At 65.2% G+C, this 14,592-nt stretch carries 12 protein-coding genes and 2 tRNA genes; 3 read left to right on the top strand and 11 right to left on the bottom strand.

Features of this window, described 5'->3' with window-relative positions:
• Positions 1-81 precede the first annotated feature (81 nt).
• Positions 82-348 carry a helix-turn-helix domain-containing protein gene (locus tag ABS772_RS12250; protein WP_350394871.1) on the top strand — a complete coding sequence of 89 codons (267 nt, stop codon included), beginning with the start codon at positions 82-84 and terminating at the stop codon, positions 346-348.
• A complete protein-coding gene (locus ABS772_RS12245) occupies positions 348-1,829 on the top strand; it encodes a phage tail length tape measure family protein (RefSeq protein WP_350394870.1) in 1,482 nt (493 codons plus the stop codon). Before ABS772_RS12250 ends, ABS772_RS12245 begins: the two co-directional genes overlap by 1 nt.
• A gap of 68 nt (positions 1,830-1,897) precedes the next feature.
• On the opposite strand, the gene ABS772_RS12240 is transcribed toward ABS772_RS12245, so the two are convergent.
• From ABS772_RS12240 to ABS772_RS12190, 11 genes are all read right to left on the bottom strand, one after another.
• Positions 1,898-2,377, bottom strand: a complete 480-nt coding sequence (locus ABS772_RS12240; protein ID WP_350394869.1) for a hypothetical protein — start codon at positions 2,375-2,377, stop codon at positions 1,898-1,900.
• 71 nt (positions 2,378-2,448) lie between these two features.
• Complete coding sequence (locus tag ABS772_RS12235; RefSeq protein WP_350394868.1) at positions 2,449-3,048, bottom strand: hypothetical protein; 600 nt, start codon at positions 3,046-3,048, stop codon at positions 2,449-2,451.
• 1 nt (position 3,049) lies between these two features.
• Positions 3,050-3,814 carry a hypothetical protein gene (locus ABS772_RS12230; RefSeq protein WP_350394867.1) on the bottom strand — a complete coding sequence of 255 codons (765 nt, stop codon included), beginning with the start codon at positions 3,812-3,814 and terminating at the stop codon, positions 3,050-3,052.
• Between the two features lie 358 nt (positions 3,815-4,172).
• Complete coding sequence (locus tag ABS772_RS12225; RefSeq protein WP_350394866.1) at positions 4,173-4,562, bottom strand: hypothetical protein; 390 nt, start codon at positions 4,560-4,562, stop codon at positions 4,173-4,175.
• 587 nt (positions 4,563-5,149) lie between these two features.
• Positions 5,150-5,551, bottom strand: a complete 402-nt coding sequence (locus ABS772_RS12220) for a hypothetical protein (RefSeq protein ID WP_350394865.1) — start codon at positions 5,549-5,551, stop codon at positions 5,150-5,152.
• 253 nt (positions 5,552-5,804) lie between these two features.
• Positions 5,805-5,880: transfer RNA gene (locus ABS772_RS12215), tRNA-Val, on the bottom strand.
• A 134-nt stretch (positions 5,881-6,014) separates the two neighbouring features.
• On the bottom strand, positions 6,015-8,438 hold the full coding sequence (lon, locus tag ABS772_RS12210) for an endopeptidase La (RefSeq protein WP_238254722.1): 2,424 nt from the start codon (positions 8,436-8,438) through the stop codon (positions 6,015-6,017).
• 267 nt (positions 8,439-8,705) lie between these two features.
• Positions 8,706-9,977: an ATP-dependent Clp protease ATP-binding subunit ClpX gene (gene clpX, locus ABS772_RS12205; RefSeq protein ID WP_017485729.1), complete on the bottom strand. Its 1,272-nt coding sequence runs from the start codon at positions 9,975-9,977 to the stop codon at positions 8,706-8,708.
• A 244-nt stretch (positions 9,978-10,221) separates the two neighbouring features.
• Positions 10,222-10,848: an ATP-dependent Clp protease proteolytic subunit gene (locus tag ABS772_RS12200; RefSeq protein WP_238254721.1), complete on the bottom strand. Its 627-nt coding sequence runs from the start codon at positions 10,846-10,848 to the stop codon at positions 10,222-10,224.
• Positions 10,849-10,979: 131 nt separating this feature from the next.
• Entirely contained in the window at positions 10,980-12,416 is a 1,437-nt protein-coding gene (gene tig, locus ABS772_RS12195) for a trigger factor (RefSeq protein WP_350394864.1), read from the bottom strand.
• Between the two features lie 112 nt (positions 12,417-12,528).
• Positions 12,529-12,613 (bottom strand) — tRNA-Leu (locus ABS772_RS12190).
• 163 nt (positions 12,614-12,776) lie between these two features.
• On the opposite strand from ABS772_RS12190, the gene ABS772_RS12185 reads away from it, so the two are divergent.
• Positions 12,777-14,246, top strand: a complete 1,470-nt coding sequence (locus ABS772_RS12185; protein WP_350394863.1) for a multicopper oxidase family protein — start codon at positions 12,777-12,779, stop codon at positions 14,244-14,246.
• The last annotated feature ends 346 nt before the right edge of the window (positions 14,247-14,592 follow it).

Raw genomic sequence — 14,592 nt, 5'->3', positions numbered from 1 at the left:
GCCTGTTAGCTTCCCCGATCTGGCCTTCCGGCTACCCATGGCAGCGGCCATGCAGTAGCCTCTCACTCGGCTCGGTCCAAAATACCGGTCAGGTCACACCCGCAGCGGGCTGAGATTGAGCTTACGCGCATCGCTGGCGGTACCCTTCAGGAGGTCGCGGACCGATTCGGTATCCCGCGGTCCAGTCTTCACCGGCATATGACAACGATGTCGTTCGAGGAGCATGCTCGCCTGAAGGCGGTCGCCGTAGCCCTCGCCGAGGAACATGCTGCACTGATCCGGATGGCGGCCCTTACCATCCAAGCGGCCACCAACGATTCTCTGTCCTACGGCCACGGTGCGGGCTGATGGCGAACCAAGTCATTACTCAGCTGATTGTCGATGCGCGCGGAGCTGAGGAAGGCTCCGCGCAGTATGTGCGCGCCATGAAGGCAGCGCAGGCGGCGGCCGACAAAACCCTAGAGACCGAAGACAAGCTGCAGGGCGCGATCGAGAGGACGGGCGCTACGCTGACCCGCGGCGCCGGGTCTGTCACGAATATTGCGCGGCGCTGGGACCAACTCCAGGCTTCCGTCGATCCGGTGGCAGCAGCGCATCAGAAGGCGAATAAGGCGATCGAGGACGCGGTGCTCCGCGCCGATGCGGCGGTGCGCCGGCTTGGCGTGTCACAGGAGCAGGCCGCCGCCGTCGTCGACAAGGTGCGCATGAAACACCTCGCCGAAGTCGAGGCGGTCGAGGCAGCGACCGCGGCAGCAAACGACAACAGCGCCGCGCTGGCTCGGATGCGGGCGCAATACGATCCGCTGTTCGCAATTCAGCTTCGGCACACCGAGGCGTTGCGGGGGATCGCCGAGGCTGAGCAGGCCGGCGCCATTTCCGCTTCGGCCGCCATGAATGCGCGGATCGCTGCGACGCGGGCCCTGCAGGATCAGACGCAGAAGCTGGAGGGGCTCGCAGCGGCGCAGGAGGCCGCCGCCCAGAAGCAGGTGAACCAGCAGTTGGTCGTGCCGAACAGGGGCGAGGACGTTGCCGCGTACGGTGCCGAGCTCGATCGGCTGCGGGCCAGATTCAACCCGCTCTTCGCTGCCGGGCAGGCGTACAAGGCGCAGCTCGCCGAGATCGCTCAGGCCGCAAAGGTGGGGGCGATTTCCGAGGCCGAACGCGTCGCCGCCCTGGCGCGGACCAAGGAGGCTTTCGCCGGACAGGTGGCCGCGATCCGGGCAACGACCGCCGCCAACGAGAACAGCACGAAGGCGACCGCCCTGCACGGACAGGCGTGGCAGAATCTCGGATTTCAAGTCAACGACGCCGCCACGATGCTGCTTTCGGGCTCATCTGCGTTTCAGGTCGTCGCGACTCAAGGGGGGCAGGTCTATCAGATCCTCTCGGGCGCTCAGGGTGGCGTCGGCGGCGCTCTGAAGGAGATCGGCAACTTCCTTGTGGGCCTCGTGACGCCTGCGCGGTTGCTCGTTGGCGGTCTTGTCGGGATCGGCGTGGCTGGCGTCGCAGCCGGGCTGTCGTGGCAGGGAACGCAGGCGGACATTCGGCGAGCTCTTGCCGGCGTCGGCCGAGCCGCTGGCGCGACCGTGGGCGAGAGGCTGAAGACGCTGCCACAGGACACTTGGGACGCCATGCTCCGGCGCGCCCGGATCTACGCGCAGGCAGGCTGGAGCCGGCAGGAGGTCGAGACGTGGTCCCGTGCCTTCCACGCGGCCGGCGGCGAAATCATCATCCCTGTTCTCGATGCTCAGATCGAGGCCGCAGACGGTGAGGCGAAGGAAGCGCTGGCTTGCCTCGTGGAAGCGCATAGAGTCAAAGGAGCCGATTGAAAGCAAAAAGCAAGTCCTCCGGAGCGTAGGTACTGGCCTCCATCAGACCTTTTAATGCAACCCAATCTTTACAGAAGCGAAAAGCCTCTTAGATACTCGCAGATATCCTGATCTTCTGGGCATGTGTGGTCCCTCGGATCGGAGAGCACGCTCGCGATTTCGACGGCCATCTCAGTAATTGCGCTTTTTCTCAATGCGCTTTTACTGATTTCTTTGTTGTTAGGCGCCAGCTCTAAGTTGCAGTGTTCATCGAGGCCATCTTCAGGCCAGTGAGCTACTCTGACAGAAAAATCTCCTAGATCGAGACTTTCGAGCTCAGATAGGAGAATCTCGTAAAAGCCCCTGTAGTGGCTGGTTTCTTCGGGCCGCTTAAGCTCCCTCTGAAGCTTTACTGCCTTCTTTTCGTTTCCTAACTTGGCAATTTTACAGCCAAAGACGTGGACATCTGCGTCGCTTTCCAACAACGCGCGAGCTCCCACAGAGACGATGAGTCCGCTCAATCCATCGCTCATCTTGTCTACTTGCGGAACAGCAACCTGTTCTTTCAACAGGGCGCCATCCTCGAAAGCTCTAGGAAAAACTACACATCTTGCAACTCGCTCGCTTCCATCAAGATAGCCTAGGTGGCCGATGCCTTCCACTGCTTCCCACCCAGCGTCTTGATCAGAAAAGCCATCTGCTCATCATCTGAGCGATCAAATTCACAAGTCATCTTTCGGCGTGGCTTAGTGAACACGCGCAAGAGAGTGGCGCGCCCCTCTTCCAACGTCAGAAATTGTTGCAACTCATTGCCACGCCAGCCGAAAACAACCGTGTCTCCGCTATGAGACATGAGTTTGGGCGGAGGGACGTCATAGAGTGCGAGCAGCATGACGAAGCTGCGTGCGTCGCTCTCCGCAGCGGCAGTGATGGCAAGTTCGTCGCCTTCCGGCAATGACGCCATGACTGCCAGTGTCGAGTAAACTGTTTCGTATGACGGCCCCAGCTTCGGCGACCGGATGCTAGCACAGTTCCCCGTGCTGCTGCTCTGATCCTTTCGGAACAGCTTGAGGCGGAGCGCATGATGAGCCACCCCGCTGGCCGCTGCACGGATCCACTGGTGCGCAGGCTGGGTCGTATCATTGGCTTGATCGACTGAAGCGGGGCCAATGACTTGACCGCTGATGACCTGCGCCTCTTCGCAGGAAAGGAGCAGCGCTTCCGATGGTACCTGAGCCATGTCAGTTCTCTAACGCCTTCAGCGTCTGCATCGCACGTACCCGCTTGGCCTCAGCGCCCATCTCACCGATCAACTCCGCCAATATTTTGGGGTCGACCGGGCTGCGAACCGGAGCCATGTTGATATCGATATAGTGAGTCGCCGCAAATTGTTCCAGGGTTGTAGCTGTCGGTGCAACCGCCATTGAAGGCATGCCCACCTGAACATTCAGCATTTGATACGTATCGGCGGACCAGCGGAGAACCCTGTTCATCCGGAAATCCCCATTTGCAAAAATTTTTTGTATATTTGCACTGAAGCCTAAGTCCGTTGCATGCCGAAGATCTATAGGAGATCCTATAGCCCAACCAACGAGACTAGCAGCTTCCTCAAGAGACGGGGCTGGCTTCAAGCAGTTGAGGACAAGGGCACAGCGTATAACATCGGGAACAGCATCTGCCGCGTTCTGAAAGTTTGTCACGAAGTCGTCGATGTGCCTCTCAGTGTCGCTAATGAGCGGCAGTACGACAGCCTCTCTCGACGAGGCGTTCAAGAAAAAATCAACGCGCGTCTGTTGGACCTGAACGACTGCATCAGCATGCTCCAGCGCGCCCTGTGCGACGCCCAGAAACGGATTGGCTGCCTGTGGCGCTTTGTTCGTCTGAACGGTGTCGGGCTCGCGGCCGGTCATCGCCATATAGATACGCGCAGCGTCGACCTCGCGCGCGCGCGGCGAGAACCAAACCGCTTGTAAGGTTTGCGCATCCCAAGGTTCATGGTCGGCCACGGGATCAGACCCACATCATCGTTTGGCTGAGCATGCGCTGGTTGGTGGCCTGTCGTCTAGAAGGCTGAGGGCGTAGCGGTTTCAAATCGGTGCGCTGGTTAGCAGCGAATGCGTCTCCGTTGCAAACTCGCTCCAACTCGCCCTACCAATCATTATGTCAGCCTGCTCGTCACCGTTCTCGCCAGCGACCCTCAAGCGCAGTGTGGTAGCGCATTGAAGCCTGCCGGCCGCCGACTCTTCAACTCCGCACTAAGCGAAATGGTCCGCTACCATGATGCATCGCTTGCACTCGAAGGGATAGGCGACAAGGAGCCGCCGACGGAGCGGAAAATCATATCTTGAGAACTCGGCCCTTGCCTCAGCTTGCAGTGGAACCCGACTGTTGCTGCTCGGCCATTTCCCTGAGCACGGCCACTAGCATGGCGAGCGCCACGCCCCCGGCATGGTGCGCCGGCTCGCTCGGCACCGAGCCCGGTGATCCGTCGGCCTGTGGAGCAAGTAGAATCACCCTACCGGGCCCGCGGCCGGTGTTCGTCTGAACTCGCCATCCAGGCAGAGCGCACGCCATGAGTATCAGCGCTGCTTCTGTCCAGGCATCCTCGTCCATGCGCATCGCGAAATGCGCCTTGATGTCAGGGGGCTGCTTTCCTTCGCAGGCAAAGAACACTTCGGCAAACAAGCTCCGCTCCGGCGCCCTGGCATCGGCGACACGCTCGAGCAGGCTGTTAAAGCGGGCAGGATCGGTCATTTCCTGACGGTCACTCAGAAGGAGAGTGGAGCGCTGCAGCCTACGCTCTCCGGTTGTCATGCGATCGGAGGCCCACTACCGCATGCTCTGCCACAGCGTGCCGATGATCACGAAACCGACGACGTTGAAGGCGAGCGCCCAGGCCAGGAAGACCGGCAGAGCGCGGTTAGGTGTGGCTAGTCGCGCGTCGCCGGTCTGAGGCCGGGGAAATGGACGTGCGGGCAGCGGCAGTTCCTGCGGCGCCGGATCCGACAGAAGCCGGGTTAGGCACTCAGGCAGAGGTCGCTGAGGCGAGGCATCGTCAGCCATTGCAGCAGCCTGAGCGGCGATCGTCAAAATTGCAATCCCTGACTGGCTGGCGCCAGGCGACGCCACTATCCCTCAGCAGGGTCGCTCTGGCCTTCCTTGGCTCCGCCGTGAGGATCGGTGCTGTCCTCGCCTGAGGCCGTGCCGGAGCTGTGACCCTGTGGGGTCAGACGCGGCCGATCAGGCGCTTCGACCTCATCGGGCTTCCGATCATCGGATTTCTTCGTCGTGTCGGCCATGGAGCACCTCCAGTTGGCGAACCCAATACCCGTCCCACATGTTCAGCGCTGATCGGCCGGCGCCTGCTTGGCAATGCTCAGCGTTTCAGGCTCCCGATCCAATCTTTGATCGGGTTGAGCACGTAGGCGCCAATCGAGGCCGCCCAGCCGCGCGCTCGTGCGGGAAGCGAACGGCCTACCCCGGCCCCTGTCGTCAGTTTGCGCGGCCATACTGGCGGCGACGTAGGCATTCTCCTGCTCTTCGCACTCGTCGAGGGCGTTGCGCTGATTGCCGGCCCGGCTTTGGCCTGCTGGCTGATGCGAATAAGCCTCGCGCAGGCAGTGATGCCACGCCTGCTCCAGCCGCTGCAGTTCGGCCTGGGAGGTGGAAGCTCGAGCAGCCTCCGCAGGCTGCTGATCCATGGCTAGAACGGCGAAGAAAAGGCTGAGCACCAGCGAGCGCATGTGGGGCTTTTCGCCCATGTTGACCGCGGCGTGCTAGAACGAAAAGGCAACAGCGCTGACCAAGCGATTGGTTGACAGCAGGCGCCAGCAGCTCGCGGACGATGTTGCAGAGCCAGCGTGGTTGCCATCCTCTTCCGAATCGCAGGCTGCGGCATTTGTTCGGCGGAGTGCCGTCAAGGTGCCGTCATGAACCGTCCGGCCCATCATGCCCGCAAAAGTACTGCGGGTAAGTCATTATGAATGCTGGATAATTTGGTGGGCGGTGAGGGACTCGAACCCCCGACCCTCTCCGTGTAAAGGAGACGCTCTACCAACTGAGCTAACCGCCCGATCCGGCGCCGCGCAGCGTTACGGAAGGGAACGCGGCTGCGCAAGGCCGGCCCCGCGCCCACCCCTCCCCCGACCATGAAAAAAGCCCCCGGAGCAGGCTCCGGGGGCTTCGATCGTCAGGCAGGTCGCCGGATCAGTGGGCGATGACCGCCGCGCCGTCCTCGTCGCGCTTCGGCGTCTTGGCGGGGAGCGGCTCGTCCCACTCGATGGGCTCGGGCTGGCGCACGAGGGCGTGCTGCAGCACCTGGTCCATCCGGGAGACGGGCACGATCTCCAGGCCGCTCTTCACGCTGTCGGGCACCTCGGCGATGTCCTTGGCGTTCTCCTCCGGGATCAGCACCGTCTTGATGCCGCCGCGGAGCGCCGCGAGCAACTTCTCCTTCAGGCCGCCGATCGGCAGGACACGACCGCGGAGCGTAACCTCGCCGGTCATCGCCACGTCGCGGCGCACCGGGATGCCGGTGAGCGTCGAGATGATGGCGGTGGCCATGGCGATGCCGGCCGACGGACCGTCCTTCGGGGTCGCCCCCTCCGGCACGTGGACGTGGATGTCCCGACGCTCGAACAGCGGCGGCTCGATGCCGAAGTCGATGGCCCGCGAGCGGACGTAGCTCGCCGCCGCCGAGATCGACTCCTTCATCACGTCGCGCAGGTTGCCCGTGACCGTCATCTTGCCCTTGCCGGGCATCATGACGCCCTCGATGGTCAGCAACTCGCCGCCCACCTCGGTCCAGGCCAGACCCGTGACCACGCCGACCTGATCGTCCGCGTCGATCTCGCCGTAGCGGAACTTCGGCGGACCGAGGAATTCCGGCAGCGTCTCGGGGTTGGCCTCGACCTGCTTCACCTTGGTGATCAGGATCTCCTTCACCGCCTTGCGGATCAGGTTGGAGATCTCGCGCTCCAGGTTACGCACGCCCGCCTCTCGCGTGTAGCGGCGGATGAGCATCATCAGGCCGTCGTCGGTGATCGACCACTCGTCGGTCCCGAGGCCGTGCTTCTTGACGGCCTCGGGGATCAGGTGGCGGCGGGCGATCTCCAGCTTCTCCTCTTCGGTGTAGCCGGCGATGCGGATCACCTCCATGCGGTCCATGAGCGGGCCGGGGATGTTGAGCGTGTTCGCGGTCGTCACGAACATCACGTTCGACAGGTCGTAATCGACCTCGAGGTAATGGTCGTTGAAGGTCGCGTTCTGCTCGGGGTCCAGCACCTCGAGGAGCGCCGCGGACGGATCGCCGCGGAAATCCATGCCCATCTTGTCGATCTCGTCGAGCAGGATGAGCGGGTTCGAGGTCTTGGCCTTGCGCATCGACTGGACGATCTTGCCGGGCATCGAGCCGATATAGGTCCGGCGGTGACCGCGGATCTCGGCCTCGTCCCGCACGCCGCCGAGCGACATCCGGACGAATTCGCGGCCCGTGGCCTTGGCGATCGACTTGCCGAGCGAGGTCTTGCCGACGCCGGGCGGGCCGACGAGGCAGAGGATCGGGCCGGTGAGCTTGTTGGCCCGCTGCTGCACGGCGAGGTACTCGACGATCCGGTCCTTGACCTTGTCGAGGCCGAAGTGATCCGAGTCGAGGATCTGTTGAGCCCCGAGCAGGTCCTTCTTGATCTTCGAGCGCTTGCCCCACGGGATGCCGAGCATCCAGTCGAGGTAGTTGCGCACGACCGTGGCCTCGGCCGACATCGGCGACATCTGACGCAGCTTCTTCAGCTCGGCGGTGGCCTTCTCGCGGGCCTCCTTCGTCAGCTTGGTCTTCTCGATCTTTTCCTCGAGCTCGGCCAGCTCGTCGCGGCCGTCCTCGCTGTCGCCCAGCTCCTTCTGGATCGCCTTCATCTGCTCGTTGAGGTAGTACTCGCGCTGGGTCTTCTCCATCTGCCGCTTGACGCGGGTCCGGATGCGCTTCTCCACCTGCAGAACGGAGATTTCGCTCTCCATCAGCGACAGCACGCGCTCCAGGCGCTGCGCCACCGTGGGGATTTCCAGGATCGCCTGCTTGTCGGCGATCTTGACCGCGAGGTGCGAGCCCACCGTGTCGGCGAGCTTGGACGGCTCGTCGATCTGCGTGACGGCGGAGACGACCTCGGGCGAGATCTTCTTGTTGAGCTTCACGTAGTTCTCGAACTCGGAGATCACCGAGCGGGCGAGCGCCTCGGCCTCGACGCGGTCGCCGAGGTCGTCGTCGAGCGTGAGCGCGCGGGCCTCGTAATACTCGTCGGAGCGGACGAAGGACTCGATCTGCGCGCGGCCGGCGCCCTCGACCAGCACCTTCACGGTGCCGTCGGGCAGCTTGAGGAGCTGGAGCACCGAGGCGAGCGTGCCGATCGTGTAGATGGCGTCGGTGGCCGGATCGTCGTCGCTGGCGTTGATCTGGGTCGCGAGCAGGATGTGCCGGTCCGAGCGCACCGCCTCCTCAAGCGCGCGGATCGACTTCTCGCGGCCCACGAAGAGGGGCACGATCATGTGCGGAAACACGACGATGTCGCGCAGCGGCAGGACGGCGTAGGAGCCCGTCGAACCGGGAACGACCGGCTGGCGCGATTTCGACTGGGTCATGGGTTCTTCCCTTATGTGTTGACGCCGGGCATTCGCTCCTCGTTGGAGAGCAAGCATCCTGCCAGGTGCCGACCGGGCCGCGAAGGGTCGGAAGCGGAGAATCAGTTTGCGGCTGGTGGCGCAGGCCCGACCTTTCGGGGGAGTGAAGCGTAGGGCCCTGCGTTGAGCCTGAGGTGGTCGTTGCGGGGGGTGCTTTCAAGCGCGCATGCCCCCCGGAACGAAAAAGGGCCGCCGGCTCAAAACCGGGCGGCCCTCGATGTTCGCCGATCAGGCGCTGACGCTGGCCGGAGCGTCCTTGTTGCGGTCGCCGTGGATGAAGAGCGGCCGCGATTTGCCCTCGACCACCTCCGGGCCGATGACCACCTGCTCGACCGAGTCGAGGCCCGGCAGGTCGTACATCGTGTCGAGGAGGATGGTCTCCAGGATCGACCGCAGGCCGCGGGCGCCGGTCTTGCGCTCGATCGCCTTGCGGGCGACGAGGCTGAGCGCCTCGTCCTGGAAGGTCAGCTCGACGTTCTCCATCTCGAACAGCCGCTGGTACTGCTTGACGAGCGCGTTCTTCGGCTCCTGCAGGATCTTCTTGAGAGCCTCCTCGTCGAGATCCTCCAGCGTCGCCAGAACCGGCAGACGGCCGACGAATTCCGGGATCAGGCCGAACTTCAGCAGATCCTCGGGCTCGACGCTGCGGAAGATCTCGCCCGTGCGGCGGTCGTCTGGGGCCTGGACGCTGGCGCCGAAGCCGATCGAGGTGCCCTTGCCGCGCTGGGAGATGATGCGCTCCAGACCCGCGAAGGCGCCGCCGCAGATGAACAGGATGTTCGTTGTGTCGACCTGCAGGAACTCCTGCTGCGGGTGCTTGCGGCCGCCCTGCGGAGGCACGGAGGCGACGGTGCCCTCCATGATCTTCAGGAGCGCCTGCTGCACGCCCTCGCCCGAGACGTCGCGGGTGATCGAGGGATTGTCCGACTTGCGGGAGATCTTGTCGATCTCGTCGATGTAGACGATGCCGCGCTGCGCCCGCTCGACGTTGTAGTCGGAAGCCTGAAGCAGCTTGAGGATGATGTTCTCGACGTCCTCACCGACGTAGCCGGCCTCGGTCAGCGTCGTGGCGTCCGCCATGGTGAAGGGCACGTCGAGGATGCGGGCCAGCGTCTGCGCGAGCAGAGTCTTACCCGAGCCGGTCGGCCCGATCAGCATGATGTTGGACTTGGCGAGCTCGACGTCGTTGTGCTTCGTCGCGTGGGCGAGCCGCTTGTAGTGGTTGTGCACGGCCACCGAGAGAACCTTCTTGGCGAAGTCCTGCCCGATGACGTAGTCGTCGAGGACGCGCCGGATCTCCTTCGGGGTCGGCACCCCGTCGCGCGACTTCACCAGCGAGGACTTCGATTCCTCGCGGATGATGTCCATGCACAGCTCGACGCACTCGTCGCAGATGAACACCGTCGGGCCCGCGATCAGCTTGCGGACCTCGTGCTGGCTCTTGCCGCAGAACGAGCAGTACAGCGTGCTCTTCGAGTCGTTGCCGCCTGTCTTGCTCATATCGGTCTCCGGTTCGCGGGCGCGGCCCCAGCCAGGAGGGCACGCGCGTCGATCATACGATGTAAGCGCATCCGCCTAAAGAAACAGTCACACAGGGCGGATGCGTCGGGATTGAGGCGCTCGAATCCCGATGCAATCATGCAGCCGGCTCGGGATCAACTGGCCTGCGAGCCGGGACGGGCGCCCAAAAGACGCATGACCCGACATGGTCGGATAGCGTGCCCCGGGCGCCGCAGGTTCCCGCTCAGGCGGCGGCCGGCTCGGGCCGCTTGTGCAGGATGTCGTCGATTAGGCCGAACTCCTTGGCCGCCTCGGCGGTCATGAAGTTGTCGCGCTCGAGCGCCTGATGGATCGTCTCGTAGTCGCGGCCGGTATGCTTCACGTAGATCTCGTTCAGGCGCTTCTTCAGCGCCTCGATCTCACGGGCATGGATCAGGATGTCGGTGGCCTGGCCCTGGAAGCCGCCGGAGGGCTGGTGGACCATGATCCGGGCGTTCGGCAGGGCGAAGCGGTGGCCGGCCTCGCCCGCGGCGAGCAGCAGCGAGCCCATCGACGCGGCCTGGCCGACGCAGAGCGTCGTGACCGGGCAGCGGATGAACTGCATCGTGTCGTAGATCGACAGGCCCGAGGTCACCACGCCGCCGGGCGAGTTGATGTAGAAGGAGATTTCCTTCTTCGGGTTCTCGGCCTCCAGGAACAGGAGCTGGGCGACGATCAGCGACGCGCCCTGGTCCTCGACGGGGCCGGTGAGGAAGATGATCCGCTCGCGCAGGAGCCGGGAATAGATGTCGAAGGCGCGCTCGCCGCGGCTCGACTGCTCGACCACCATGGGCACGAGCGAGTTGTGGAAGTAATCGACCGGATCTCTCATATCAGCCCTCGGCTCCGGGGTCCGGACCCGAGCGAATCGCTCGGGCGCCGGTTGGTTACAGCGAACATGACGGCCGTTAACGCCGCCTGATCAGATCGCCGCCCGCCCGCGGAGCCGGGGGAGAGTGGCGATCAGCCGGCAGCCTTCTCGGCCGCCGCCTCGTTCTCGGACTCGCTCGGCTTCTCGTCCGTCGCGGCCCCGCCGGTCACGGCGTCGGCCTCGTCGTCTTCGGCGAAGAGCGCCTCCTTCGAGACGGGTTCCTCGACGACCTGGACCTGACCGAGGACATGGTCGACGACCTTCTCCTCGAACAGCGGCGCGCGAAGCTCGGCGAGCGCCTGCGGATTGTTGCGGTAGAAGTCGTAGACCTGCTTCTCTTGACCCGGGAACTGCCGGATCCGAGCGAACAGGGCCTGGTTGACCTCATCGTCCGAGACCTTGATATCGGCGGTCTCGCCGACTTGCGCAAGCACCAGCCCGAGGCGGACGCGCCGCTCGGCGATCTTGCGGTACTCCGCCTGAGACGCCTCCTCGGTGGTGCCCTCGTCCTCGAAGGTCTTGCCGCGGTTCTTCAGGTCCTGCTCGACCTGCGCCCACACGGCGGCGAACTCCTGGTGGACGAGGCTCGGGGGCAGATCGAAGGCGTACTTGCCGTCGAGGGCGTCGAGCAGCTCCTTCTTGAGCTTGCGCCGGGACTGCGCCTCGTAGTCGGCACCGACGGCCTTGGAGACGGCCTCCTTCAGCTTCTCCAGGTCGTCCATGCCGAAGCGCTTGGCGAGCTCGTCGTCGATCTTGGTCTCGCCGGGGGCGGCGACCGCCTTCACGGTGACGTCGAACTCGGCATCCTGACCGGCGAGCTGCTCGGCCTGGTAGTCGGCCGGGAACGCGACCTTGACGAGGCGGGTGTCGCCGACCTTGGCGCCGACGAGCTGGTCCTCGAAGCCGGGGATGAAGGTGTTCGAGCCGAGCTCCAGATCGACGTCCTCGCCCTTGCCGCCCTCGAATTCGGTGCCGTCGATGCGGCCGACGAAGTCGATGGTGACGCGGTCGCCGGACTGCGCCTCGGCGCCGTCCTCGCGCGGCTCGAAGGAGCGGCTGTCCTTGGCCATGCGCTCCAGCGTCTCGTTGATCTCCTCGTCGGAGGGCTTGAGCACGAGCTTCTTGATCGACACGTCCGAGAGGTCGGCGAGCTCGAAGCTCGGCAGCACCTCGAGCTTCACCTTGAAGGCGAGGTCGCCCTTGGCGTCGAGGGCGCGCTCGATGATCGTTTGCTCCTCGTCCTTCGGGAACTCGATCTGCGGCTCGAGGGCGAGGCGCAGGCCCTTGTCGGCGACGATCTGCTGGTTGGCCTCGTTGACGGCGTTCTGCAGCACGTCGGCCATCACCGACTTGCCGTAGACCTTGCGCAGATGGGCGACCGGCACCTTGCCGGGGCGGAAGCCCTTGATCTGAACCTTGCCCTTGATGTTCGAGAGCTCGGTGTTGAGGCGATCCTCAAGCTCGGTCGCGGGGAGGAGCACCTGAAACTCGCGCTTCAGCCCCTCGGAGGTCGTCTCGGTCACCTGCATCGTCGTTCGTCCGCTGTTTTCTAAAAACCGCAATCTCGTCTTCGCGTGCCGCCGCGCCATGGAGGGTCTCGGCGGGAACCGATTCGGTCCCTGCGCCGGCCCCGTACGGACTTGGTGCGGGCGGAGGGGCTCGAACCCCCACGTCTTGCGACACTGGAACCTAAATCCAGCGCGTCTACCAGTTCCGCCACGCCCGCGAGCGCCATCGACACGAGCCCGGGGACCGGGCCGTCGAAGCCGGCGTCTATAGCACGGGCACCCGAAGCCGCAGCAAAAAACTTCGGAAAGGATTTGCGCGGTGGCGGGGCGGGCGGCGCCTGTCTACAACGCCTGCCCGATCCCGTGACGACGCGAGGCGCGATGCGAAAGCCCGACCCGATGGCCCAGCCCGAGCCGGGATCGTTCTCGCGGCGCAGCCTGCTCGCCGGCAGCGCCGCCCTCGCCCTGCTGCCGCTCCCAGCCGCGGCGCAGGTTCCCCCCGAAAAATCACCCGCCGAGAAGCCCCCCGCCGACAGGGCCGCCGCCCCGGAGCCGAAGCCCCTCAAGGCCGCGCCGGCCACGCTCCGCCTGAAGCCGGAGCCCGCCCCCGAGACCGCGGTGTGGCGCCTCGGCGAGGCGGCGGCGCCGATCCTGCGGATCAAGCTCGGCGAGGCCGTGCGGCTGCGGGTCGAGAACGGGACCGACAAGCCGCTCTCCCTGCACTGGCACGGGGTACGCAACGTCAACGCCATGGACGGCGTCGGCGGCGTCACCCAGGCGCCGATCAAGCCGGGCGACAGTTTCGTCTACGGCTTCACGCCGCCGGATGCCGGCACGTTCCTGATTCGCCCGCTCGTGGTCGGCGGGTCGAGCGAGCCCTCGGGCCGCGGCATCGCCGGCCTGCTGATCGTGGAGGAGCCCGCCCCGCCGCCGGTCGACGGCGATCTGGCGCTGCTGCTGCAGGATTGGCGGCTCGACGAGGCGGGCGCGCTCCAGCCGTTCGGGCAGGTCGCCTTCGCCGCCGCGGCGGGACGTCTGGGAAGCGTCGTCACGCTCAACGGGACGCCGATCCCGCTCGGCCTGGAGGCCCGCCCCGGCAGCCGCCTGCGCCTGCGGCTGGCCAATGCCTGCAACGCGCGCGGCCTGCGCATCCGCTTCGACGGACTGAAAGCCTATGTCGCGGCGGTGGACGGGCAGCCGACCGACACCTTCGAGCCGCTGAAGGCGACGCTCCCCCTCGCGCCGGGCACGCGCTACGACCTGCTCGTCGACCTCCCCGCACAGGCCGGGCCGGCCGGCGCGATCACCGCGCTGATCGGACAGGGCCTGCCGCTGGCGACCCTGACCGCGACCGGCGAGCCGGTGGCGCAGGCCGGCCGCGCGGCGATCGGCTCGCTGCCCGAGAACAAGCGCCTGCCCGTCGAGATCCGCCTGCAGAGCGCGCTGCGCCGGGACCTCGTGCTGACGGGCGGGGTGCGGCCCGACAAGACCAAGCCCGGCGCCGAGAGGCCCTACCAGGGCGATCCCGCCAAGGTCTGGCAGGTCAACGGCGCGAGCGGGGCGGCGGGGGCGGCTCCTCTCTTCTCGGTCAAGCGCGGGGGGGTCGTGGTGCTGGCGATCCGCAACGACACCGGCTTCATCCAGAGCCTGCACTTGCACGGCCACGTCTTCCGCCTGCTGCACCAGCTCGACGACGGCTGGGAGCCCTACTGGCTCGACACCGTGCAGATCCCCGAGGGACGCAGCGCCCAGATCGCCTTCGTGGCCGACAATCCCGGCCGCTGGCTCCTGAGCGCGACGGTGCTGGAGCGGTTCGACACCGGGCTGTGGACGAGCTTCGAGGTGACGTGAGCGCGATGCACGGCCGGGCCGGTTGATTCCTTCGGTGCCGCTTCCCGTCATTCCGGGGCGCTGACAAGCGAACCCGGAATCCACGACCGGCCTCGCAAGTTTGTTTCATCCGCGCATCATGGGTGGATCCCGGGTTCCGCTGCGCGGCCCCGGGATGACGGGGTTGGGGCAGAACCGAACCCATCATACGGTTTCCGGTTGATCACCTCGGTCAGAGCAGGGCCTGTCCCCTCCCCCTTGTGGGGAGGGGTTCGGGGTGGGGGTGGTGCAGACGGCACCGCACCGCCTCATCCTGAACCACCCCCACCTCCTGCCTCCTCCCCACAAGGGGGAGGAGAGGGGCGAC

It is taken from the genome of Methylorubrum podarium, from assembly GCF_040270385.1.
GTDB classification, from domain to species: Bacteria; Pseudomonadota; Alphaproteobacteria; order Rhizobiales; family Beijerinckiaceae; genus Methylobacterium; species Methylobacterium podarium.
Note: the sequence above shows the minus strand (reverse complement) of the source record. Positions and strands in the feature narration are given on the sequence as shown.